Below are 22,951 nucleotides of genomic sequence, written 5' to 3' on the forward strand. Positions count from 1 at the left end.
AAAATGAAGAGATTGTCTTGACATCTGAATAAAAAACTAATAAAATAAATTTAGCAGTTACAGGAGCAGAAGGAGGTGAGAAAGAATCTCAACCAGTAACAGCTAAAGCTGTAGAAAGACAACAACTACCAGAGCCAACTATCAATCCAATCAAAACTGGAGAAAAGAAAGTATCTGGTAAAGCAGAAAAGGCTACAACAGTTGACATCTGATAAGCTAAAAGAAGCAGTTGAAAAAGCAAGTAAACTTATTGGTGATAAAGAAGCACATTCTTATAAACCAAATGATATTAAAAATCAAATTTAAGACGAAAAAAATAATGGAGAATTAAAGAAAGGAAACGTTTTAGTAATAACTATATCTCACAAAGATTACCTATCTAAAACTGACACTCAAAGTGTAAGATAATATGACAAGGATGATTATGGGATAGAATTAGTAGTCCTTCCTATAATCATTAAATTTGAAAACATAACTTAATTAATAGGAGGTTTAAAATGAAAAAAAGACTATTGTCTCTAGTTTTAGTTTTTTCATTTATATTTGGCACGTTACCTGCAAACGTATTGGCAGGTGCAACGCAAACTGGAATAAATAAACCAAAAAGTGAAACTAGAATAACAAATGGTAAGGCTTACGTTAAATATAAATATCTTGATGAAACTAAAAATGATTTAACAACTCTTAGCCCAAGTGTTAAGATTGTTAAAGAAAACTACCCAGCTACTGCAGAAGGCAAAGATGGAGCAGTAATTTCTAATGATCATTTAGACACTACAAAGGCACCAAAATTTATCGGTTATGAGATTAAAACAGTTAAGACAAATCCAGTACCTTCATCAAGTGAAAAAGCAACTTACACTACAAATGGTAAGTACACTGTTGAGTTTATTTATAAAAAGATTGATGACATCAAAGGACCACAAGAACATGCAGATGTATTCCCAGATGGATATGTAGCTGTTATGTTCACTGCTGATGACTCTGGAAATGACAGAGGAGAGTTTGCTGGTAACAAGAGAGAAGTTGTATATGCAGTAAATCCAGATAATACAAAAATTGATATGGGTGCTAAGAAGTTAAAGGGTACGAAGGCTGATGGAAGTGAACAAAATGTACCCTTCCCAATATATACTGTAAAACAAGATTCTCAAGATACTTGGAAGATAAATAATAAAGCCCCATGGAAAATGAATCCTGATAATGCAATTGGATCTGATAATAAAATTGCTTCAGATAAACTTGGAAAAGAACAAAAACTTACTTTTACAGCACAATATGTAAAAGAAAAAGGCACTGTAACTTACGAATTTGTTTCTGGTACAGATAGAAAAACTCTTCCAACTGAAGGGATGCCAACAAAACCAGACGATAAGGAATATGATGTTCAAACTGAAGTAACTGCTGACCCAACAACTTTTGCCCCAGTTCCTGTTAAGGGAACTAGAGAAAGTAAAGAAGTTGTAGTTGGCAACTGGACTTTCAAAAAATGGAAAGTTGGAGATAAAGAAACTAATAAACTTTCTGTTACAAAATCTGGACCAAACAAGTTTACTGGAGTTTGGGAATTTACAGAAGCTGGTAAGCATGGTGTAACTTATGAATTCAAAGATATGCAAGGAAAAACACTTCCTATAGTATCAGGTGAATTAAATAAATTCCCAGTTAAACCAACTGATGGCAAAACATACTATATCGAACAAAATATAACTCTTCCTACCACACCAGCTGTTAATACAAAAGTTAAGGGTACTAATGGAGATAAACAAGGTACTTGGAAGTTTGCTGGTTGGTATAATGGTAACACCAAATTAACTGGAACAACTGTAAAAGCTGCTGGCGAAAACAAATTCGTTGGTAAGTGGACATTTACTGAAGATGAAAAGAAAGATGTTGAATTCTCATTTAAGTTCTACAACAGTAAGAAACTAACAGAAGAAATCCAAACATCTGTTCTTAAGAGTAAATTTGAACCTACTGTCCCAGCTAAACAAACTGGTAAATATGTAGGAAGCGATATTGATTTACCAACATATCAAGAACAAACAGTTAGTACTGGAGATCTACAAGGTACTTGGAAGTTTGAAAGTTGGTATCGTGGAGATACAAAATTAACAGAAGCTAAGGCCAAAGTATCTGCAAATGATGAAGAAAACAAATTAGTTGGTAAGTGGATTTTAACTGAAACTCAAACTGCTAGAGTTAGTCATGCATTTAAAATTGATCCATCTATAGTCGGTGATGATAAGGTTGTTAAGTCAAATCATAAACTACCTAAAGGTGTAAAGGATCAAAAACGTCAAGATACAACTAACTATATTGGTTCAACAGTTAATCCTATAAGCCAACCTCCATTTAGAGATGTTGAAGAAACAATCGACGGTAAAGTTGGTACTTGGACATTTGTAAAATGGGACAAGGATCAATTAACTGTTAATAAAGAGGAAGATAAAAACGTATTTACAGGTACTTGGACTTGGACTGAAAAAGACAAACAAACTCAAACACCAGTCGTTCCAGCACCAAAAGTAGAAGCAAATGACGATGGAAGTGTAAAAGTAACACCACCAACTGATAAAGACGTTGCTGGTGTTCTAATCACATATACTGATGAAAAGGATAATGAACACAAGCTTGAAGTAACAAAGGATGCAAAGGGACAATGGAAATTGCTAAAAGTAACTGACCCATCTATAAAAATAGACCCAAAAACAGGTCTTGTAACTATTCCTGCAAATCAAGTTAAAGATGGAAGCGAAGTAAAAGCACAAGCTGAAAAAAACAGTACACTTTCTGATGAAGTGAGAGTAAAAGCAAAGAATAATCCTAAAAAAGTAGTTACAAAATGGGTACAAGAAACAGCTGGTGGAAAATTCATTGAATTAAAAAAACCAGCAGAAGGAAACAAATCTGACAATGATGGAGTTTCAGATATTCCAGGATATGAACTTGTTCGTACAGACAGGACTGAAGATAAAACAACAATAACTTATACAAATGTATATAGAATAGTATTGGGATCAAAATCAGTAGGACTTGATAGACAAGAACTTAAACCAGCTACTATTGGATATAATAAGGAAAATCCAGAGATATTTAAAGGATATACTTTCTTATTCGATGAAGCTGGAAATACACCATCAGTTGTAGAAGGCAAAAAAGTATATGTAGTAAGCAGAATCTATGCTAAAAATCCGGCAGTAGTAGAAGTAGCAAATCCTAAATCCTTAACGGCTGATGAACAAAAGGCTGTTAAAGCCGCAGTTAAAACTGCAAACCAAGATCTATCTGATAATCAAATCTCTGTAAATGATAAGGGAGAAGTTACAATAACAAGAGGAGGGCGAACTGCTAAATTAGCTCCTACTTTAACTGTCGTAAAAAAAGGTCAAACAGATGCTGAAAAGAACCCAGCTCAAAAGCCAGATAAAACAGAAGTTAAAGACAAAAAAGCTTTAACAAAAGAAGAGAAAGCAGAAGTAGAAAAGAAAGTTAAAGAAAAGAATCCAAAAGCTGCCAAGGTAGAAGTAGGAAATGATGGATCTGTATCTTTAACATATCCAGATAAATCTACAAACACTTTAACTCCAGATCAAACAATAACTCAAAAACAAAAACCAACTCCAGGAGGAAATACTCCAGGTGGTACAACTCCAACAAAACCAACAAAACCATCAACTCCAGACAGAGTTAATGGAAAAAATAGAGTTGATACAGCAATCGAAATTTCTAAGAAATACTTTGGACAAGCTGAAAGAGTAATAATAGTAGATGCTTCAAACTTCCCAGACGCAATGGCAGCATCAGCACTTGCAAAGCAACTTAAAGCACCTATTCTATTAACAAACTCAAATAATTTAGATTCAAGAGTAGCTGCAGAGATTAAAAGACTTGGAGCACATAATGTTACTGTTATTGGAGGCAAATCTTCAGTTTCAGATGGAGCATTAAATCAACTATCTAAATTCGACAAAGATGGCGTAGAAAGAATTTCTGGAAAAGATAGATATGAAACATCAGCACAGGTTGCAAGAAGATTAGCAAAAATAACTGGAAAAACTGACCATGCAGTGATAGCATCAGGTGAAGTTTTCGCAGATGCATTAGCAGTTGGTCCATACGCAGCAAGAGAAGGCTATCCAATACTATTAGTGAAATCAAATAGTATACCAAAATCAATTTCAGATGCTATTACAGAAATTGGTGTAAAGAAGGTATCCATTGTAGGTGGCTATGGCTCAGTATCAAAATCACTAGAAAAATCACTACCAGTAGTGGCAGAAAGATTAAGTGGTAAAACAAGATACGAAACAGCTATAGAAATAGCATCCAAAGGATTAAAAACTTCAAACAAAGCATTTGTTGCAAATGGAGAACATTGGATGGATGCACTAGTAATAGGACCAGTAGGCGGAATGTTAAATATGCCAATCCTATTAACACAAGCAAACAGCGCACCAAAATCACTAAGAGACCATATCGCTAAATCAAAAATCGATAAGATAACTGCAATTGGTGGTACAAGTATGGTAAGTGATAGAGTTCTTAATGAACTAAGTAAATAAAGTAAAAAGAAAGAGCTTGGGGGGACCCTGAGTTCTTTTTTCATGTTGTATATATTGTTCTAAATAGAATGCTCTAAAATAGGAGATATATAAAAAATAAGGAGGCGTATTTAAATAGCTCTTATAAATATGATATAATAATATAGAGATTCAGAAAAGGGGAATGCTTATGGATAAGATTGATTTAAAAAACTTTATATATTTAACTATAGCCGGTATTGTAAATGCCTTTGGGGTGACTATATTTTTGGCACCAGTAAAATTATACGACAGTGGTATATCAGGAACATCTATGCTCTTGTCACAGATGACACCACCCTATATGAGTCTGTCATTTTTCCTGATTCTGCTAAATATACCCCTATTCATGTTCGGTCTTAAAAAACAGGGTAGGGAATTTACAGTTTATGCAGTATATGCTGTCATGGTCTACTCTATAGCAGCCTGGTATATAACGGAGGTGTCACCTATTGATGTGAGTGTAGTATCTCCTCTAGCCGGTTCAGACCTATTATTATGCGCCTTGTTTGGAGGTATGATATCTGGTACCGGTAGCGGTATTGCCCTCAGGTATGGTGGAGCTATGGATGGCATCGAAGTAATGGCTGTTATATTTTCCAAGAAGTTAGGAGTTACGGTAGGTATTTTTGTTATGGTATACAATGTGATACTCTATGTAGTATGTGGTCTTATACTGAGTAGTTGGGTACTTCCATTATACTCAATAGTTACCTATATGGCAGCCCTAAAGACCATAGACTTTATAGTTGACGGTATAGATAGGTCAAAGTCACTTATGATAGTAACTCAAAAGGCCGACGTAATCTGTGAACAATTGTCTTTGGAATTTGAAGAGGGGATTACTATTATGGATGGTAAGGGCTACTACTCAGATGCAAGAAAATCCATAATATACATTGTACTAAACAGGTTCCAGATTATAAAAGCAAAAAACATTGTACACAATCTTGATCCCAATGCATTTATAACAATCAGTGAGATAGCGGATGTTTTTACAAATAACCATGCTAGCTTGGATAATTAAATACCAGCAATATATAATACAATTAAATTTGGACTAGTCAATAGGCTAGTTCATTTTTTTGTATAGTTGTTTATTTATTTTGATCTTATTTTCAGATGGGCTAGTCGAAAAATAAAAACTTTTTTCAAAAAAGGTATTTACAAATTGACTCAAACATGATATAACATAGTTAAGAAGTTTTTAGCACTCTTCGATAGTGAGTGATAATAACAAGAAAAAACATCATGTAAGTTAAGATAGGGACGGGCTAAATTTTTGAACCGTCGTTAATATAGTAAATGGGGTGGTAGTATGGATCTAAGCGACAGACAATTAAATATTTTAAAAGCCATAGTGAAAGACTACATCGAGACAGCAGAAGCTGTTGGTTCGAGGACTATATCTAAAAAATATAGTTTGGGTGTATCGGCAGCGACTATCAGAAATGAGATGTCAGACCTAGAAGATATGGGATATCTAGTTCAGCCTCATACTTCTTCTGGTAGGATACCTACTCAGAAGGGATATATGTTGTATGTTGATTCTTTGATGGGGTCAACTGAGCTGGAGGACCATGAAAAAGAAATTCTAAGAGGATGTATTCAAGGCAACTTTAAGAATATGGACAGCCTGCTTGGTGAATTGTCCAAGATCCTTTCTAGGTTGACAAATTACACAACTATAGCAGTGTATGATGATGAGAGACTAAAACATACTATAAAGTATATACAGTTAGTTAATTTGTCTCCTGAGAAGATACTTCTTATAGTAGTAGCAGATGATGGTGAGATAAAATCCCAAGAGTTTAATACCTTGGTTGATCTACCTCAATCAAAATTGAATGTAATATCCAATAGCCTTTCTAATAAATTGGAAGGTAAGAAAATTACAGAACTAGATGACGATATGATATCCTATATAAAATATGAGATAGGTGAGTACTCAGAGATAGTAGATGATTTAATCAATCTTCTTAATTCTAGTATGGATAACAGGGGATACAAGATTAAGTTAAATGGTACAACAAACATATTTAACTATCCTGAGTTCAATGATATGGTCAGGGCCAAGTCATTCCTTAATATGTTGGAAGAAAAAGATGAGGTCGCTAGAATAATTGATACTAAGGGTATCCAAAAGGATAATCTTAATATAGTAATAGGCAATTCACAAGATGATATGAGTAAGGATTTGAGTATTATTACAGCAACTTATAATGTACAGGACAACCTGCAGGGCAAGATATCCTTTATCGGTCCTACTAGGATGGACTATTCGAAAATATACTCTATATTAAATTATATGAGTTTGTTGCTGGATGGTAATTGATAAAACTTAGAGGGGTGTAGATGTGGAAAACAAGAACAAGGAAGAATTGAAGAACAAAGAAGAATTGAAAAATAAAGAAGAAATGAGTCAAGAAGAAAGTATTGAAACTGAAGAAACAGTGACAGTAGATAGTGATCAAATAAGTGTGGAAGAAGGTGTTCAAGATCAGGAAGAGGAAAATCTTGAAGAAGAACAAGATGACATGGAACCTGCTTTTAAGATTAAATCACTAGAGAACAAATTGGCTGAAAAGGAGGATGCCCTAAAGAGATTAAATGCAGAATATGCAAATTTTAGGAGAAGGACATCTGAAGAAAAGGACACAATTGCCTTATATGCCAATGAAAAAGTAATGAATGAACTATTGCCAGTTCTAGACAACTTTGAAAGAGCTCTTAATGCTGTTGAAGATAAGGAAGACAGCTTATATAAGGGAGTAGATATGATAAGGCTTCAGATAGTTGAAGCTCTAAAAAAATCTGGTCTTGAAAAGATAGATGCTCAGGTTGGTGTAGATTTTGACCCGAATTTACATATGGCAGTTATGCAGGAAGAAAGTCCTGACCATGAGGCGGGCAAGATTTTGATGGAATTACAGCCGGGTTACAAGCTAGGCAAAAAAGTCATCAGGGCTAGCATGGTAAAGGTTTCATGCTAGGATAAAGTAGACAAAAATAATAAAAATAAAAAACAATATTTAAAAGGTAAAATAAGATAATATTTGGAGGTAATAAAATGAGTAAAGTAATAGGAATAGATTTAGGTACAACAAATTCATGTGTTGCAGTATTAGAGGGTGGAGAACCTACAATAATACCAAACAACGAAGGTATGAGAACAACTCCATCAGTTGTAGCTTTCACTAAGGATGGAGAAAGAATAGTTGGTGAACCAGCAAAGAGACAGGCTGTAACAAATGCAGACAGAACTATATCATCAATAAAGACTCACATGGGTACTGACTACAAGGTTAATATAGATTCAAAGAGCTACACTCCACAGGAAATATCAGCTGTAATCCTACAGAAGTTAAAGGCAGATGCAGAGAGCTACCTAGGTGAAAAGGTAACTGAAGCTGTAATTACAGTTCCAGCCTACTTTACAGATGCCCAGAGACAGGCTACAAAGGATGCTGGTAAGATAGCTGGTCTTGATGTTAAGAGAATTATAAATGAGCCAACAGCAGCATCACTAGCTTACGGTCTTGACAAGATTGAAGAGGAAAAGAAGATACTTGTATTCGACCTAGGTGGTGGTACATTCGACGTATCTATCCTTGAAATAGGTGATGGTACATTTGAAGTACTTGCAACTGCTGGTAACAACAGACTAGGTGGAGACGACTTTGACCAGATTATAGTTGACTACCTAGCAGAAGAATTCAAGAAGGCTGAAGGAGTAGACCTAAGAAATGACAATATGGCCCTTCAGAGATTAAAAGAAGCTGCAGAAAAGGCTAAGAAGGAACTATCTTCTACAATGTCTTCTAACATCAACCTACCATTCATAACTGCTACAGCAGAGGGTCCAAAGCATATGAACCTTGACCTTACAAGAGCAAAGTTCAACGAACTTACAGCTAAGTTAGTTGCTGATACTATGGGACCAACTGAACAGGCTATCAAGGATGCTGGTATATCAGTTTCTGAAATAGACGATGTCCTACTAGTTGGTGGTTCAACAAGAATACCAGCAGTACAGGAAGCAGTACAGAAGTTCATAGGCAAGGAACCACACAAGGGTATCAACCCAGACGAGTGTGTTGCTGCAGGTGCAGCAGTACAGGCAGGTGTCCTAACAGGTGAAGTTAACGACATACTTCTACTAGACGTAACTCCACTTTCACTAGGTATTGAAACTCTAGGTAATGTATTTACAAAGATTATAGAAAGAAATACTACAATACCAACTAAGAAGTCACAGGTATTCTCTACAGCAGCTGACAACCAGACAGCAGTTGATATCCATGTACTACAGGGTGAAAGAGCTATGTCATACGATAACACTACTCTTGGTAGATTCCAGCTTACAAATATACCACCAGCAAAGAGAGGAGTACCTCAGATAGAAGTAACTTTCGATATAGATGCCAACGGTATAGTAAACGTAACAGCTAAGGACCTAGGAACTGGTAAGGAACAGAAGATAACAATAACTTCTAACACTAATATGTCAGAAGAAGAAATAGAAAAGAAGGTAAGAGAAGCAGAAGCAAACGCAGAAGCAGATAAGAAAAAGAAGGAAAAGATAGAAGCTGTAAACCACGCTGAATCTTTAGCATATCAGACAGAGCAGACTCTTGCTGAACTTGGTGAAAATATCAAGGCTGATGAAAAATCAGAAATAGAATCTCTAGTAGCCAAGGTAAGAGAAGTTAAGGATAAGGAAGAATCTACAGTTGAAGAAATAAACGCAGCAGTTGAAGAGTTGTTGGCTAAGTTCCAGAAGATATCTCAGGACCTATATGCACAGGCTCAGGCAGCACAGCAGGCAGGAGCAGACCAGCAGGCAGGTGATCAGCCAAAGGACGATAATGTTGTAGATGCTGACTTTACAGAAGTTGATGACAAATAATTAGTAGGATAGTGTAAGTGTCTAATAACTAGTAGACTTTATAAAAAATATATCCTATAATTGTATAGGTAGAAATAAGACAATGGCTTGTGGATAACCGCAAGCTATTGTTGTTAAATAAGGGGAGGCAGGTGTAAGTTTTGGCAAATAAAGATTATTATGAGATGCTTGGAGTGTCTAAAACTGCTGATGAGAAAGAAATCAAAAAAGCATATAGAAAACTTGCGATGAAGTACCATCCTGATAAGAATCCAGGTGATAAAGAGGCCGAAGAGAAATTTAAAGAAATAAATGAAGCCTACGAAGTACTTTCAGATGCAGACAAGAGAAAGATATACGACCAATACGGAGCAGATGCAGTAAATGGCCAAGGTGGCTTTGGAGGAGCTGGTGGCTTTGGCGGATTCGGTGGAGGTGCCGGTGGCTTTGAAGATATTTTCGATATGTTCGGAGATGTTTTTGGAGGATCAGGTGGCTTTGGTGGATTCGGTGGCGGATATACTAGACGTGGTCCGGTAAGAGGAGCCGACATCAGACAGAATGTTACAATTGATTTTATGGAAGCTGCATTTGGAAAGAAAATATCTGTAAAAATAAATAGAAATGAAGAGTGTGACGAGTGTCATGGTAGTGGATGTAAACCAGGAACTTCTAAGAAGACTTGTTCGACTTGTGGTGGATCAGGTACTATAAGAGATATCAAACAGACTATGTTTGGTAATATAGCTACTCAAAGAGAGTGTCCAGACTGCCATGGTACAGGAGAGAAAATAGAAACTCCATGTTCTAAGTGTAAGGGCAAGGGATACACAAGAAAGACTAAGACGATAGAAGTTGATATACCTGCAGGTATAGATGATGGTCAGATTATAAGAGTATCTGGTCAAGGTGAATATGGTGAAAAGGGCGCTCCAAGGGGTGACCTACTTGTAGTAATAAATGTCAGACCACATGATGTATTTATAAGAGATGGTTATGATGTTTATATTACTATACCAGTATCAATTGTACAGGCTACACTTGGTGATGATATACAGGTACCAACAGTTGATGGAGATGTCAAGTATACAGTTCCAGCAGGTACTCAGCCAGGTACAGTCTTTAGGCTAAAATCTAAGGGTATACAGCACGTAAATTCATCAAGAAGGGGTGACCAGTACGTCAAGGTCGATGTACAAATACCAAAGAAGGTAACAGACAAGCAAGCAGATTTATTGAGACAGTTTGCTGGTGATTCTAAGGATGGGGTTGCAATAAATAATCCAAAGGGAAATAAGAAGACATTTGGACAAAAGGTTGAAGACTTCTTCACTAAATGAAGCTCAAGGCTGGGCTTAGACCTAGCTTGAGGATAAAATTTTATATATGAGTATAGATAAAATCATAAGTAAGAGTATTAAAAAACAATAAATAAAAGCATAAATATAATCCTAACAAATATCCTCTTATAGCTAGAAAGTTTAACTCTAGGCTATATCTTTGAGGATAGGTGTTAGGATTTTTCTTGTAATATTAAAAACCGACTAGTTTTTTTAGTAGAGGTATCTTGCTGAGGATAAAGGTAATAATCCAACTTACTATCATCAATACATAAACATAAACCAATACGGCTATAAGTTTATCTAGTCCAAGAGATATCATATAGTTTAAAAAGTCCGTGAATATTTCCTGGTCCTTTACTATCATATGAAGTAGGTAGATTCCAAAAGTGCATGAACCCAAAGACCTTATATACTTAGACAAGAGTCTAGGTATTTTTCTATTCTCTAATAAAAGTTTGCCAGTGATATATACACATATCATATTTATAACCAAGAAAGAATAGTGGTAGGCCTCTATATCGAATGTTTTTGTATCCATTGCCCTCAAGTATGTCACATATGAGGCTATTGAAATACAGCCTATATTGACAATCCAAAGTATAATAGGAGTCAATAGCCTATGTTTAATTTCAAGTTTCTTGTGTATATAATAGCCTAGGCAAGGGTAGATCACTACGTTTGTACAAATCCAACCTATACTGAAGTCACTGCTTAGTCTAAAGGCCTCATTATTTACAAAAAACTGTGTAATAGGTACAAGAGCATTCATAAGCAAGCAAATAGCAACCATATAGTAGTAGTGTTTGTCTTCTAGGTGTTTGACAAGCGACTGCAGAAATGGCAGACCTATCAGGTAGGCTATAAATGCATACATATACCACAAGTGTGTACGGACATCACCCGAATAAAGTTTTAAAATGAAGTCATTTATCCAACCCTTTTCCAGAATTAGCTTGTTGCCATTTGCCTTGTAGATAAGTTCTAGGTAGTATATCAATGATATAATTATAAGTATAAGTAAAAATTTGAGGATTTTTTTTCTCCATAATCTTCCAAGTGGTTCCGGATCTTTTCCAAGTGCCAGGGCACCTGAGATAGCAAAGAATACAGGAACTGAAAACTTACAGAAAATGGCAACACCAAGGCTTATCCAGAACTGTAAGGATGCTGGTTGGTATGTTGAAAATAAGTTAAATCCATTTGTGCCTGTGTGGTTGAAGATAACGAAGAAAATAGCAAACCCTCTCAAAAACTCCAAATACAAGATCTTATTTTTGCTGTGTTTTTTATCTTGTTTCCTAAGGATACTCGGAGTTGGCTTTTGTGAGTCTGTTGAAATATTATGCATTTCTAAATCCTTTCTAATTAATTTATTGAATTAAATTTATCCCACTTTATATTATAGCATTTTAATTAGCAAATAAAAGGGTAATTGTCAAAAAAATTGAAAATTCTAATAGAAAGCATCTATTTAAAAGGAATTTATAAGAGACTTAGATATATTAAAGTTGAAAATCTTGGGTATAAAATATATAATTGACTTAGGATATACTGTTGAATAATAAAACGTAAATGGAGGTTGTAATAAACAAATGAGATTAATTTCTTGGAACATAGATTCATTAAATGCTGCACTTACAAGTGATTCAGCTAGGGCACTCTTATCTAGAGAGGTGCTAAAGACTATAATAGACCTAGATCCGGACATAATAGGTCTTCAGGAGACTAAGTTATCTGTTAAGGGGCTTACAAAAAAGCATATAGAGATTATTGAGGAGATGCTACCAGACTATGAGTACGTCTACAGGTCTTCAGTAGAACCGGCTAGAAAGGGATATGCTGGTACTATGTTCCTGTATAAGAAGGGGATGAATGTCAAGGTGAGTTATCCTGAAATAGGGGCACCTACAACTATGGACTTTGAAGGAAGGATAATAACGCTTGAACTTGATGATTGTTATGTGACTCAGGTATATACACCTAATGCTGGAGATGGACTTAGGAGACTTGAGGAAAGACAGGTTTGGGACTGTAAATATATGGAATACCTAAAGACACTGGATGAAGATAAGCCAGTTCTTGCTTGTGGGGACTACAATGTTGCCCACAATGAGATAGACCTTGCCAACCCAGCCAGCAACCATATGTCACCTGGATTTACAGATGAAGAAAGGGCTGGATTTACCAACCTGCTTGGGGCTGGATTTGTAGATACATTCCGTCATAAGAATGGAATGGTAGAAGGGGCCTATTCTTGGTGGGCTCAGAGGGTCAAGACTAGCAAGATAAACAATACAGGCTGGAGAATTGACTACTGGCTAGTGAGTGAAAGAGTGGCAGACAGGGTTGAATCATCAATAATGGTGGACTCTGGACCTAGACAGGACCATACTCCAATTCTTATGGATATCAATTTATAGGAGGTAAGATATGAGCGATATTTGGATAGAGGTAACAATTAGTACTACTACTGAGGCTGTTGAGGCTATTACAAACATACTGTTTGAAAATGGTGCCCAGGGTGCTATGATAGATGACCCTAAGGACTTTTACCAGCAAAAGGCCCATGACTATGATTGGGACTATGCTGAAAGGGAGCTTTTCAGGGAAGATGAAGATGTAGTGTACATCAAGACATATATATCAGATGAAAAAAATGTCCTTAAATTTATAGAAGACACAAGGCTGAGAATTCAGGAGCTAGGCGACTGTGGCTTAGATGTTGGTGAGGGAACTGTAACTACTGGTCAAGTCAAGGAAGAGGACTGGGCTAATAATTGGAAGAAATATTACAAGCCTACCCTTATTGGAGACAGGATAGTTATAAAGCCTGAATGGGAAGATTATGAAGTCAAAAATCAGGAAATAGTCGTTGAACTAAACCCAGGTATGGCATTTGGTACAGGCAACCATGAAACAACAAGTATGTGTATAGAAAATCTTGAAAAATATGTCAAGGAAGACTCAGTCGTATTCGATATAGGTTGTGGAAGTGGTATTCTTGGTATATGCGCGGCCAAACTAGGAGCAAAGGAAGTAATCGGCATAGACATAGATGAGGTTGCTGTAAAGGTAGCTAAAGAGAATATCGACAAAAACCATGTAGGATCAAATATGACAGCTATCAAGGGTAACCTAGCTGATGATATAGACCCATCAAAAAAGGCTGATGTCGTTGTCGCTAATATAATGGCTGATATAGTGATGTTCCTTACAAAGGATGTCAGGTCATTCCTTAAGGATAGTGGTAAGTTTATATCTTCTGGAATCATACTTGACAAGGTTGACGAGGTTGTTGCTTGTCTAGAAGAGAATGGATTTAAGGATATTCAGGTAAATAAAAAGGGCGAATGGTCTTGTATAGTAGCTAGCTAATTTGAGATGGTAGATAATAAACTTTTCAGTTAGGAGATAGTATGGATAGGTTTTTTGTAGATAGGGAAAATATTGACACACAAGCTAGGAACCTAGTCATATTGGGTGATGATGTAAAGCATATATCCAAGGTGCTAAGGTATAGTGTTGGCGATGAACTAGAAGTGTGTGATGGTCAAAACAAGGAGTATATCTGTAGGATTGATTCTATGGATAAGACTGAGATAGGATTGTCGATAATTGAAGAAAAAGATGTAGATAGGGAGAGCCCTATAAGGATCAAGTTATACCAAGGCCTTCCAAAGTCTACAAAAATGGAGATAATACTACAGAAATTGACTGAGTGTGGTGTAGCTGAAATTATACTTGTAAATACTGCTAGGTCTGTTGTGAATATAGATGATAAAAAATCAGAAAAGAAGTTGGACAGGTGGCAGAGGATAGTATACGAAGCAGCCAAACAGTCAAAGAGGGGTATAATACCAGACTTAAAGGGTATATATTCATTTAAAGAGGCCCTTAGGGATATGGAGGTCAACGACATAAATATAATGCCCTATGAAGAGGAAGGTTCTTTGGGTATCAAAGACCTATTAAGGTCTGAGGGCATACAGCAAATAATAAAAGAAAACAAGTCAGCAACTATAGGTATTTTTATAGGGCCAGAGGGTGGATTTACTGAAGATGAAAATGCCAAGGTAAAAGAAGCAGGAGGACACTCAGTAAAGATGGGTCCTAGGATATTTAGGACAGAGACAGCCTCAATAGTTGCGACTAGTATATGCCTATATGAATTAGGCGATATAGGAGGAATGTAAGTTTGAAAAAAGTAGCATTTTATACATTGGGATGCAAGGTCAACCAGTATGAAACTGAGGCCATGCTTGAGATGTTTGAAAAGAAGGGCTATACCAATGTAGGAAGTGAAGAGTATGCAGATGTATACGTAATAAATACTTGTACAGTAACGCATATGTCTGATAGAAAGTCTAGACAGTATATAAGAAGGGTCAAAAAGAAGAACCCAAAATCAATAATAGCGGTTGTTGGATGCTACTCACAGGTATCTCCAGAAGAGATACTTGAGATTGAAGATGTAAATCTTGTCATGGGTACAAACGACAGGCGTACCATAGTCGATAGGATAGAAGAGTTGGATTCAAACTCTAAGCTTAGTACAGTTGATGATATCATGAAGGTTAGGGAGTTCGAGTCCATTGAAATAAGCCAGAACAACGGCAAGACAAGGGCCTTTATCAAGATTCAGGATGGGTGCGACAGGTACTGTACCTACTGTATCATACCATATGCAAGGGGTAGGATAAGGTCAAGAAATATAGATGAGATCAGAGAAGAGATCATTACACTTGCCAATAATGGATATAAGGAAGTTGTATTGACAGGTATACACGTTGCATCCTATGGTAAGGACCTAAAGGAAGATATAGGTATACTAGACGTGATAAAGGCTGTAAATGATATCGACGGAATTGAGAGGATTAGACTAAGTTCAGTCGAGCCGGTATTATTTACTGATGAATTTATAGATGAGATATGCAAGATAGACAAGTTGGTACCTCATTTTCACCTTTCTCTTCAGAGTGGGACAGATTCAACCTTAAAGAGGATGAACAGGAGGTATACAGCAGCAGAATACAAGCGCACAGTAGACACTCTAAGAGACAGAATTAAAGATGTGATGCTGACTACTGATGTTATTGTAGGATTCCCTGGAGAGACCAATGAGGACTTCTCAGAGACCCTAAGGTTCCTTAAGGAGATCAAGCTGATGCATATGCACGTATTTAAGTACTCACCTAGAAAGGGAACACCAGCAGCTAGCATGAAAGACCAGGTTGACCCACAGGCCAAGCAGTTTAGAAGTGATGCCTTACTCAACCTATCTAAGAAGAACTTCAAGGAAAATACTGAGAAATATATAGGCAGACCTCTTAACGTATTATTTGAGGAAGTAGACAAGGAAGGTTACTATGAGGGCCTATCAGACAACTATATCAGGATCAAGGTTAAATCTGATAAGGATATAAGGGGTCAAATACTAGAGGCCAAGATAGTCGATATAAGGGATGATTATTGTATAGGTGAATATTATAATAGGAGGTATGTAACTGTTAAGAATAAATTATAAAAAATTATAAAGTATATATCGACTTTTATAGCTTTTAATGATAGAAGAAAGCATAAACACTATAAGGAGGTTTAATTATGAGTAATGATAAAGTCAATAAAAGTAAGATTGAATCTAAATAATAAACAACGCACTAAGTTGTTCCAGTATGCTGGATGTGCAAGATTTGCTTACAATTGGGCTATTGCAAGAGAACAAGATAACTATAATCAAGGAAATAAATTCTTGTCGGATAGTGAATTACGAAAAGAATTTACACAGTTAAAGAAACTACAAGAATATAAATGGCTAAATGAAGTAAGCAATAATGTAACAAAACAAGCAATTAAAGATGCCTGTAATACCTACAAGAGATTTTTCAAAGGACAATGCAAATATCCTAAGTTTAAGAGTAAGAAACACTCTACCCCATCTTTTTATCAAGATAATATTAAGATTCAGTTTACGGATACTCATGTAAAGGTTGAAAAGTTTTCAATGAGTAAAAAACAGAATAAGCAAAAATTGAATTGGATTAAACTTTGTGAAAAGGGAAGAATACCAACTGATTGTAAATATGTGAATCCACGTTTTACCTATGACGGGCTATATTGGTATGTGTCAGTTGGAATTGAAGTGGAAGATGCTACTACTATTCCATTAAATGATGGTATCGGAATTGATTTAGGTATCAAAGATTTAGCAGTTTGTTCTGATAAAAATACTTATAAAAATATAAATAAAACACAAAGAGTAAAGAAGTTAGAAAAAAGAAAACGCAGGTTACAGCGTTGTATATCTAGAAGATATGAGAAAAATAAGAAAGGAGTAAGTTACTGCAAAACAAGTAACATTATAAAAAGAACTTTTAAAGGTAGCAAAACGATTAACAAATATTCGTCAAAACCACATACATCAAGCAACATCTGAAATCGTAAAGCGAAAACCAAGTTTTATCTGTATGGAAGATTTGAATGTAAGTGGAATGATGAAGAACAAATATTTATCCAAAGCAGTTTGGCAACAAGGGCTTTATGAATTTAGAAGACAGATTAAATATAAGTCTGAACTTAATAACATACCAGTAATTATTGCTGATAGGCTTTTTCCAAGTTCTAAATTATGTAGTTGTTGTGGAAATATTAAAAAAGATTTAAAACTGTCAGATAGAATCTATAAATGCCAATGTGGAAACATCATAGATAGAGATTTTCAAGCAAGTTTAAATCTAAAAATATATGGAGAAAATGTTTTAAAGCAACAATCTGTATCATAACACCTTCAAGTTATTACAGATATGTACCGAGCGTTAATCGGGAATTTACGTCTATGGAGAGTACAAGAACTTGTGAGTAGTATCTGGATTTGTTCAGTATGAAAGCATGCTCGATGAAGTAGGAATGAAACATAAAAGTTTATAACTTTTTATAAGTTTTCAGTAACGGTAATGATATGATAGTTACTACGACAGGAAATATAGAAGGCAGAGAAATTGACCAGTATAAGGGCATTGTATTTGGAGAAGTGATATCAGGTGTTAACTTTTTACTAGATATAGGAGCAGGCCTTAGAAATATCTTTGGAGGACGCAGTCAAGGCTATGAGGGCAAGCTAAAAGAAGCTAGGGAAGAAGCCATAGCAGAGATGGAGCAAAGGGCGGCAAGTATAGGAGCTCATGCTGTAATCGGTATGAAGATGGACTATGAAATACTAGGTGCAGACAATGGTATGTTGATGGTGACATGTTCAGGAACTGCAGTTACACTTAGATAGTAATTAATAATAAATATATGGAGATGATAAATATGGATTGTATTTTTTGTAAACTAGCTAATGGAGAAATACCTACAAACATGGTATATGAAGATGATAGGGTGGCGGCTTTTAGGGATATGGCACCAGTTACACCACAGCATATATTAGTGGTACCAAAGGCCCACTATGCCAGTCTTGAAGACATTCCAATGGATGAGATGGATATAATTGCAGATATTCATAGGGCTATAAGAAAGATTGCAGACCAAGAAGGATTTGCCAAGGATGGTTATAGGATAATAAATAACTGTGGCAAGGATGGCGGCCAGGAAGTGCCTCATATCCACTACCACCTACTAGCAGGCAAGCCACTTACAAGACTAGTGACAGATTAATTAAGAGATTTAATTAATAAATATACTCAAAAAGTCTTGAAAAAATAAAGGCTTTAGATTATAATATTATGGTGCAAGTCTATATGACATGCAAATCGCTAAATTGCAGGGAGGTGAAACAGATGTCAGAAGTAAGAGTAAGAGAAAATGAATCATTAGATAGTGCACTTAGAAGATTTAAGAGACAGTGTGCTATGTCTGGCATAATGTCAGAAGTAAGAAAAAGAGAACACTATGACAAGCCAAGTGTTAAGCGTAAGAAAAAAGCAGAAGCTGCTAGAAGAAAAAACGCTAAAAGATAGTTTTTAAGAAGAGGTGAAGGGGAATGTCCCTTAAAGAAAAGTTACAAGAAGACCTAAAGTCTTCAATGAAAAACAAGGACACAATCAGAAAGTCAGTTATAACATTAGTTAGAGCTGCGATCAAGCAAATCGAAGTCGACCAGAGAGTAGAATTGGATGACGTTGCTGTTATGGATATTATATCCAAGCAATTGAAGCAGAGAAATGATTCTCTAGCAGAATTTGAAAAGGCTGGAAGAGAAGATTTGATTGAAGAAACAAAATCTGAAATACAAGTTTTGAAAGAATACCTACCTCAACAATTAAGCGAAGAAGAACTTGAAAAAATTGTAATCGAGACTATAGCTGAAGTTGGTGCTACATCAATGAAGGATATGGGCAAGATTATGGCTACCATAAAGCCTAAAACTGCCGGACGTGCAGATGGAAGAAAAATAAACGAACTTGTTAAGAAGAATTTGTAAATTAGGATACCCTAAGAGTGTTGAATACCAATGCTCTTAGGGTATTTTTGTGTCAATCCAATGATTTCTCCAAACTTTTAATCATAGTAAATTACCTACCTTAAAATATATAAAATTTAATTATAGGATAACTTTTTTAGATACTATATCTCTCAATATAACTCTTAAACCACCTTTACTTATGCTTCCTTCTGCAATAGATACAACAACGTCTTCCATAGCCACTATGAAGTCATCAACTACTGAATCGTAACCATTAATATTAAGGAATAAGACTCCACAGGCTATAGAGCTTCTTTTGTTGGCGTCATTGAAGGCATGATTCATAACCAGACTAAAAACTATATGTGTCAACTTGTCTATCATAGTAGGGTAGTAGTCGTCATTCTTAACATGTTCAACAATGCTACTTATTAACCCAGCATTGTTTATACCTGAAAACCCACCTGTTTTTTGTAAGATGATGTCATGCGTAGTCATAATATCATCAAATGTAAGATATTTTATTTCATTCATTTTACTTATCCTTTAGTCTCTTAAATACTTCTATATGCTTGTCAATTTGGTTCTCTAGTTTTTTGTAATTTTCTTGCTTGTCATATGTGGTTTGTTTCGCATTGTTTTCTGATGCGTTTATTTTGATATTTCTATTTGTGTATTCCATAATTTACCTCCTAAACATTACCATTTATGTTGTCATATTCTGTCTTTACTAGGACTATATCACCATCTTTATACATTGACTACATACTGTCACCAGTAACTAGGGTAGCCATGTCATGCGGGTGTAGGTCAATCCTATCTGTATAATATATGCAACTGGGAAAAAAATCAATATATATTTATGAAAAACAAAAATAAATGGGGAAAAAATTCAATATGGGGGCTTTTAATGGAATTTAATTCCATTAAAAGAACAAACAACCCAGCGAGTTAAGAGAAAGAGAGGTTTATATAAAATCAGATATGGAGTTAACACAACTTTTCAAATAAAGCAGTAAAGTTCCCGGAAAGCTTGAGGACTTTCAGAATATAAAGTATAATGAACCTAGAAGGATGAATCAATTGAATAACTAGAAAAGAGAGGGGTTGACGTAAGTGAGCGGAAAAATAAATAATGACGATAAGTGGGAAGTCACTGGGGAGACTCTAGGATATATGATTTCTAGGATTCAAGAGAGGTATCAGGAATCTTTGAGTGAGGGTGACGATGATTTCAACAATGGTAGAAAGCTGGCCTTTTATGAAGTACTGGATATGATAAAGAATGACCTTGAAGTAAGAGGGTATTCTCTAGATGATTTCAAGTAGGTGATACAATGGATAATCTAAAAATAGCGTATAAGATACTGGTTGGCATTGAAGCATCTATGTATAGTCCTGTATTTGATGCAGGGCATAAAACAAACATAAAGACTATAGTGGCTAATAGAAATAAACCGAGAAAGGATTGGAACGAAATATGATCAATCAACTCATAAATTTTATAGAAAAGTATTTAAATAATGAACCTGTAGATACTCCAGAAGGCTATGAAGATATTCATGTAGATAAAGAACAGACCGAGGGGAACTATTACTTTTATTATTTCTTAGAGGATTTTATAGGTTCTGAAAAAGGCGAATTAACCACAGAAGTTGATGACATTGTAGAACATATATTTGATATAGCCATAGAAATGGAACCAATGTTGGATACTACAGATATGGATATTAGGCTTAGTATGTACTATGAAAGATTAAAAGAGATGGTATAATGGATAACCTCTTAAAATAGTGTATAAGATACTGGTTGGAATTGAAGCATCTATGGATAGTCCTGTATTTGGAAGAAATAGGATACTTCAATCAATGATTTTGATATTGATGCAGTTTATGTTGACTCAGATATAGAATTGACACAGTTTTTTTAAAAAAGCACTTTAACAGAGGTTGGGGTGCTTTTTTAGTGCAGAAATTGACCTATACAAGTCCTTAAAGGGTCTATTTTTAATACCTAAATTCGACCTATTGACAAAAATGACACTATGTCATATACTATAGTGACACGATGTCACTTTTGAAAGGGGGATATTTATGCCAAAGGAGACTTTTTATAATCTCAACGAAGACAAGAAGACTTTAATAGAGAAAGCTCTGATCAAGGAGTTTGAATCGAATCCTCTTTGTGAGGCTACCGTAAAAAATATAGTTGAAGACTTAAATATATCCAGAGGTAGTTTCTACCAGTATTTCTACAGTCTAGAGGAGAGTTATTTTTATATATTGGACAAGTTTACTGGAGAGGTTCATTCCTTATTTTTAAACTTGTTAGAAAAAAACAAGGGCAACATAAATAAGACTCTTGAAGACTATGGAAGAGAGCTTGCTGATGAGATATTTAAGGGTGAATACTATTATATATACAGGAATAAGTTTTTGTATTGGAATATGAGTCTCGACAGGGATTGGAAGCAGTATGTAGCTAGCAACTCTAAGGCTTGTGAGGGAAACTATGGCGAGAGTGAACAAGTCCACTACCTGGGGGCCCTGGTACATTCGCTGATGCAGAGATTGTTTTTGGAAGAGTGGTCAAAAGAAGAGTTTGTGGACCACTATAGCTTGTATGTTAAATGGATAATAGGAGGTATTGGACGATGATGAGTTTAATGGAATCAATTTTTGATATAGGTTACTTGAGTCTTGTAATAGGCTTGGGTGTTAGGATACTTTTAGAGAGAAAGGAAGGAGCTAAGAATTTTGGAATAATGGCTATTTTATTGGGGCTTGGTGATGCCTTTCATCTGATTCCTAGGCTTGTCAGTCACCTGAGTTTAGGTGGATTTGAAAAAAATATAGCTGCCCTTTCTTGGGGTGAATTTGTTACTAGTATAACTATGACTATTTTTTATATAATGTTTTATAGGTATTATGTAGGCATAGCAGGTGATAAAAGCAAAAGAAAGTCCATGCTTATATATGGCCTTGCAATTGTGAGGATAGGTCTTGTCTTGATGCCACAGAATCTATGGGGCAGCCAAGGTGACTATACGTTTGCTATTATAAGAAATATACCATTTTTAATAATGGGTATCTTGATAATAGGGTGGACTTACAAGTACAGACATATTGATGGTCTAAAAAATGCAAGTATTTTTATCTTCTTGAGCTTTTTGTTTTATATTCCTGTAGTTGTAGGAGCTAGATTTATACCGATTTTAGGCGCACTTATGATACCCAAAACTATAATGTATGTTCTAATTGTAATGGTAGGCTATAGGTATTTTGTGGACGAGTTTGAACAGGAGAATATATTTAAGTTAGCTATTAGTTTTTTGATTATGGGTCTTATAAGTGGTGTATTTTACAGGGAGTTTGTCAAGTACTACAAGTGGCAGGGGCTTACAAGTCTTAGTTTTATTCATGTACACCTATTGACTCTCGGATTTATGATGCTAGTCTTGGTATATATGCTTGTAAAAATTCTTAGAATAGACATCATAAAGCTAAAAAGACCTATCAAGCTATATCTATCTGGTCTGGTTCTTACAATTGTCTGTATGCTTGTAAAGGGAATCTATGAGATAACCTCAGCAGGTGCTGACCTATTCCCAAGAGCTGCCCTTTCTGGAATATCTGGTCTAGGACATATGATCATAGGTATTGGTATGGTCTGGGTTCTTATAAGTCTGATACCTGAAAAAAATTTACAAAAAACACCAGAAAATAAAATATAGTAA

At 35.4% G+C, this 22,951-nt stretch carries 24 protein-coding genes; 21 read left to right on the top strand and 3 right to left on the bottom strand.

Annotated elements, in window-relative coordinates; all coding sequences use genetic code 11:
- Nucleotides 1-497 precede the first annotated feature (497 nt).
- The 6 genes from HMPREF0631_RS09590 (at nucleotide 498) to dnaJ (ending at nucleotide 10,811) form a co-directional block, all read left to right on the top strand.
- Nucleotides 498-4,565 (top strand): cell wall-binding repeat-containing protein, encoded by a 4,068-nt coding sequence (locus tag HMPREF0631_RS09590; RefSeq protein WP_002844472.1) that lies wholly within the window; start codon nucleotides 498-500, stop codon nucleotides 4,563-4,565.
- A 169-nt stretch (nucleotides 4,566-4,734) separates the two neighbouring features.
- Complete coding sequence (locus HMPREF0631_RS08235; protein WP_002844508.1) at nucleotides 4,735-5,610, top strand: YitT family protein; 876 nt, start codon at nucleotides 4,735-4,737, stop codon at nucleotides 5,608-5,610.
- 291 nt (nucleotides 5,611-5,901) lie between these two features.
- Nucleotides 5,902-6,918, top strand: coding sequence for a heat-inducible transcriptional repressor HrcA (gene hrcA, locus HMPREF0631_RS08240; RefSeq protein WP_002844483.1), 1,017 nt, complete (start codon nucleotides 5,902-5,904; stop codon nucleotides 6,916-6,918).
- Nucleotides 6,919-6,940: 22 nt separating this feature from the next.
- Entirely contained in the window at nucleotides 6,941-7,576 is a 636-nt protein-coding gene (gene grpE, locus HMPREF0631_RS08245) for a nucleotide exchange factor GrpE (protein WP_002844452.1), read from the top strand.
- A gap of 77 nt (nucleotides 7,577-7,653) precedes the next feature.
- Nucleotides 7,654-9,492: a molecular chaperone DnaK gene (gene dnaK / locus HMPREF0631_RS08250; protein WP_002844504.1), complete on the top strand. Its 1,839-nt coding sequence runs from the start codon at nucleotides 7,654-7,656 to the stop codon at nucleotides 9,490-9,492.
- Nucleotides 9,493-9,656: 164 nt separating this feature from the next.
- On the top strand, nucleotides 9,657-10,811 hold the full coding sequence (dnaJ, locus tag HMPREF0631_RS08255) for a molecular chaperone DnaJ (RefSeq protein WP_408634960.1): 1,155 nt from the start codon (nucleotides 9,657-9,659) through the stop codon (nucleotides 10,809-10,811).
- Between the two features lie 193 nt (nucleotides 10,812-11,004).
- Here the strand turns inward: dnaJ and HMPREF0631_RS08260 are convergent, their stop codons facing one another.
- Nucleotides 11,005-12,162 (bottom strand): acyltransferase, encoded by a 1,158-nt coding sequence (locus tag HMPREF0631_RS08260; RefSeq protein WP_002844465.1) that lies wholly within the window; start codon nucleotides 12,160-12,162, stop codon nucleotides 11,005-11,007.
- Between the two features lie 244 nt (nucleotides 12,163-12,406).
- Here HMPREF0631_RS08260 and HMPREF0631_RS08265 point away from each other — a divergent pair, with 244 nt between their 5' ends.
- From HMPREF0631_RS08265 to HMPREF0631_RS08305, 10 genes are all read left to right on the top strand, one after another.
- The gene (locus tag HMPREF0631_RS08265) at nucleotides 12,407-13,234 is read left to right on the top strand and encodes an exodeoxyribonuclease III (RefSeq protein WP_002844541.1); all 828 of its coding nucleotides are present in this window, start codon (nucleotides 12,407-12,409) and stop codon (nucleotides 13,232-13,234) included.
- Between the two features lie 10 nt (nucleotides 13,235-13,244).
- Nucleotides 13,245-14,189, top strand: coding sequence for a 50S ribosomal protein L11 methyltransferase (prmA, locus tag HMPREF0631_RS08270; protein WP_002844476.1), 945 nt, complete (start codon nucleotides 13,245-13,247; stop codon nucleotides 14,187-14,189).
- Between the two features lie 41 nt (nucleotides 14,190-14,230).
- Nucleotides 14,231-15,007 carry an RsmE family RNA methyltransferase gene (locus tag HMPREF0631_RS08275; protein WP_002844420.1) on the top strand — a complete coding sequence of 259 codons (777 nt, stop codon included), beginning with the start codon at nucleotides 14,231-14,233 and terminating at the stop codon, nucleotides 15,005-15,007.
- Between the two features lie 2 nt (nucleotides 15,008-15,009).
- Nucleotides 15,010-16,338 carry a tRNA (N(6)-L-threonylcarbamoyladenosine(37)-C(2))-methylthiotransferase MtaB gene (gene mtaB, locus HMPREF0631_RS08280; RefSeq protein WP_002844466.1) on the top strand — a complete coding sequence of 443 codons (1,329 nt, stop codon included), beginning with the start codon at nucleotides 15,010-15,012 and terminating at the stop codon, nucleotides 16,336-16,338.
- 84 nt (nucleotides 16,339-16,422) lie between these two features.
- A complete protein-coding gene (locus HMPREF0631_RS08285; protein ID WP_002844414.1) occupies nucleotides 16,423-17,247 on the top strand; it encodes an RNA-guided endonuclease InsQ/TnpB family protein in 825 nt (274 codons plus the stop codon).
- Entirely contained in the window at nucleotides 17,228-17,593 is a 366-nt protein-coding gene (locus tag HMPREF0631_RS10355; RefSeq protein ID WP_330360462.1) for an RNA-guided endonuclease InsQ/TnpB family protein, read from the top strand. Before HMPREF0631_RS08285 ends, HMPREF0631_RS10355 begins: the two co-directional genes overlap by 20 nt.
- Nucleotides 17,594-17,769: 176 nt before the next feature.
- Nucleotides 17,770-18,090, top strand: a complete 321-nt coding sequence (locus HMPREF0631_RS08290; RefSeq protein ID WP_002844513.1) for a putative heavy metal-binding protein — start codon at nucleotides 17,770-17,772, stop codon at nucleotides 18,088-18,090.
- 32 nt (nucleotides 18,091-18,122) lie between these two features.
- Nucleotides 18,123-18,467, top strand: coding sequence for a histidine triad nucleotide-binding protein (locus HMPREF0631_RS08295; RefSeq protein WP_002844485.1), 345 nt, complete (start codon nucleotides 18,123-18,125; stop codon nucleotides 18,465-18,467).
- A gap of 122 nt (nucleotides 18,468-18,589) precedes the next feature.
- Nucleotides 18,590-18,769 carry a 30S ribosomal protein S21 gene (rpsU, locus tag HMPREF0631_RS08300; protein ID WP_002844447.1) on the top strand — a complete coding sequence of 60 codons (180 nt, stop codon included), beginning with the start codon at nucleotides 18,590-18,592 and terminating at the stop codon, nucleotides 18,767-18,769.
- 23 nt (nucleotides 18,770-18,792) lie between these two features.
- The gene (locus HMPREF0631_RS08305; protein WP_002844512.1) at nucleotides 18,793-19,233 is read left to right on the top strand and encodes a GatB/YqeY domain-containing protein; all 441 of its coding nucleotides are present in this window, start codon (nucleotides 18,793-18,795) and stop codon (nucleotides 19,231-19,233) included.
- Between the two features lie 120 nt (nucleotides 19,234-19,353).
- Here HMPREF0631_RS08305 and HMPREF0631_RS08310 read toward each other — a convergent pair whose 3' ends face one another.
- Together HMPREF0631_RS08310 and HMPREF0631_RS10045 are read right to left on the bottom strand one after the other, a co-directional pair.
- Nucleotides 19,354-19,749, bottom strand: coding sequence for a type II toxin-antitoxin system death-on-curing family toxin (locus HMPREF0631_RS08310; RefSeq protein WP_002844417.1), 396 nt, complete (start codon nucleotides 19,747-19,749; stop codon nucleotides 19,354-19,356).
- Between the two features lies 1 nt (nucleotide 19,750).
- Nucleotides 19,751-19,897: a hypothetical protein gene (locus HMPREF0631_RS10045; protein WP_002844434.1), complete on the bottom strand. Its 147-nt coding sequence runs from the start codon at nucleotides 19,895-19,897 to the stop codon at nucleotides 19,751-19,753.
- A gap of 434 nt (nucleotides 19,898-20,331) precedes the next feature.
- On the opposite strand from HMPREF0631_RS10045, the gene HMPREF0631_RS08315 reads away from it, so the two are divergent.
- The 5 genes from HMPREF0631_RS08315 to HMPREF0631_RS08330 all read left to right on the top strand — a co-directional run bounded on the left by HMPREF0631_RS08315 (nucleotide 20,332) and on the right by HMPREF0631_RS08330 (nucleotide 22,948).
- Nucleotides 20,332-20,544 (top strand): hypothetical protein, encoded by a 213-nt coding sequence (locus tag HMPREF0631_RS08315; protein ID WP_002844503.1) that lies wholly within the window; start codon nucleotides 20,332-20,334, stop codon nucleotides 20,542-20,544.
- A gap of 8 nt (nucleotides 20,545-20,552) precedes the next feature.
- The gene (locus HMPREF0631_RS10050) at nucleotides 20,553-20,699 is read left to right on the top strand and encodes a hypothetical protein (RefSeq protein ID WP_002844461.1); all 147 of its coding nucleotides are present in this window, start codon (nucleotides 20,553-20,555) and stop codon (nucleotides 20,697-20,699) included.
- Nucleotides 20,696-20,989 carry a hypothetical protein gene (locus tag HMPREF0631_RS08320; RefSeq protein ID WP_002844459.1) on the top strand — a complete coding sequence of 98 codons (294 nt, stop codon included), beginning with the start codon at nucleotides 20,696-20,698 and terminating at the stop codon, nucleotides 20,987-20,989. Before HMPREF0631_RS10050 ends, HMPREF0631_RS08320 begins: the two co-directional genes overlap by 4 nt.
- Before the next feature lie 319 nt (nucleotides 20,990-21,308).
- Nucleotides 21,309-21,872 (top strand): TetR/AcrR family transcriptional regulator, encoded by a 564-nt coding sequence (locus tag HMPREF0631_RS08325; protein WP_002844552.1) that lies wholly within the window; start codon nucleotides 21,309-21,311, stop codon nucleotides 21,870-21,872.
- Nucleotides 21,869-22,948, top strand: coding sequence for a DUF2871 domain-containing protein (locus tag HMPREF0631_RS08330; RefSeq protein WP_002844419.1), 1,080 nt, complete (start codon nucleotides 21,869-21,871; stop codon nucleotides 22,946-22,948). Before HMPREF0631_RS08325 ends, HMPREF0631_RS08330 begins: the two co-directional genes overlap by 4 nt.
- Nucleotides 22,949-22,951 lie beyond the last annotated feature (3 nt).

The sequence above is a fragment of the Peptostreptococcus anaerobius 653-L genome, assembly GCF_000178095.1.
Taxonomy (GTDB): domain Bacteria; phylum Bacillota; class Clostridia; order Peptostreptococcales; family Peptostreptococcaceae; genus Peptostreptococcus; species Peptostreptococcus anaerobius.

Excerpts from the sequence above, each read along its gene's own strand:
- HMPREF0631_RS09590 (WP_002844472.1), top strand. The coding sequence starts at position 498 with ATGAAAAAAAGACTATTGTCTCTAGTTTTAGTTTTTTCATTTATATTT.
- HMPREF0631_RS08235 (WP_002844508.1), top strand. The coding sequence starts at position 4,735 with ATGGATAAGATTGATTTAAAAAACTTTATATATTTAACTATAGCCGGT.
- hrcA (WP_002844483.1), top strand. The coding sequence starts at position 5,902 with ATGGATCTAAGCGACAGACAATTAAATATTTTAAAAGCCATAGTGAAA.
- dnaK (WP_002844504.1), top strand. The coding sequence starts at position 7,654 with ATGAGTAAAGTAATAGGAATAGATTTAGGTACAACAAATTCATGTGTT.
- dnaJ (WP_408634960.1), top strand. The coding sequence starts at position 9,657 with ATGCTTGGAGTGTCTAAAACTGCTGATGAGAAAGAAATCAAAAAAGCA.
- HMPREF0631_RS08260 (WP_002844465.1), bottom strand. The coding sequence starts at position 12,162 with ATGCATAATATTTCAACAGACTCACAAAAGCCAACTCCGAGTATCCTT.
- HMPREF0631_RS08265 (WP_002844541.1), top strand. The coding sequence starts at position 12,407 with ATGAGATTAATTTCTTGGAACATAGATTCATTAAATGCTGCACTTACA.
- prmA (WP_002844476.1), top strand. The coding sequence starts at position 13,245 with ATGAGCGATATTTGGATAGAGGTAACAATTAGTACTACTACTGAGGCT.
- HMPREF0631_RS08275 (WP_002844420.1), top strand. The coding sequence starts at position 14,231 with ATGGATAGGTTTTTTGTAGATAGGGAAAATATTGACACACAAGCTAGG.
- HMPREF0631_RS08285 (WP_002844414.1), top strand. The coding sequence starts at position 16,423 with ATGATAAAGTCAATAAAAGTAAGATTGAATCTAAATAATAAACAACGC.
- HMPREF0631_RS08290 (WP_002844513.1), top strand. The coding sequence starts at position 17,770 with ATGATAGTTACTACGACAGGAAATATAGAAGGCAGAGAAATTGACCAG.
- HMPREF0631_RS08295 (WP_002844485.1), top strand. The coding sequence starts at position 18,123 with ATGGATTGTATTTTTTGTAAACTAGCTAATGGAGAAATACCTACAAAC.
- rpsU (WP_002844447.1), top strand. The coding sequence starts at position 18,590 with ATGTCAGAAGTAAGAGTAAGAGAAAATGAATCATTAGATAGTGCACTT.
- HMPREF0631_RS08305 (WP_002844512.1), top strand. The coding sequence starts at position 18,793 with ATGTCCCTTAAAGAAAAGTTACAAGAAGACCTAAAGTCTTCAATGAAA.
- HMPREF0631_RS08310 (WP_002844417.1), bottom strand. The coding sequence starts at position 19,749 with ATGAATGAAATAAAATATCTTACATTTGATGATATTATGACTACGCAT.
- HMPREF0631_RS10045 (WP_002844434.1), bottom strand. The coding sequence starts at position 19,897 with ATGGAATACACAAATAGAAATATCAAAATAAACGCATCAGAAAACAAT.
- HMPREF0631_RS10050 (WP_002844461.1), top strand. The coding sequence starts at position 20,553 with ATGGATAATCTAAAAATAGCGTATAAGATACTGGTTGGCATTGAAGCA.
- HMPREF0631_RS08320 (WP_002844459.1), top strand. The coding sequence starts at position 20,696 with ATGATCAATCAACTCATAAATTTTATAGAAAAGTATTTAAATAATGAA.
- HMPREF0631_RS08325 (WP_002844552.1), top strand. The coding sequence starts at position 21,309 with ATGCCAAAGGAGACTTTTTATAATCTCAACGAAGACAAGAAGACTTTA.
- HMPREF0631_RS08330 (WP_002844419.1), top strand. The coding sequence starts at position 21,869 with ATGATGAGTTTAATGGAATCAATTTTTGATATAGGTTACTTGAGTCTT.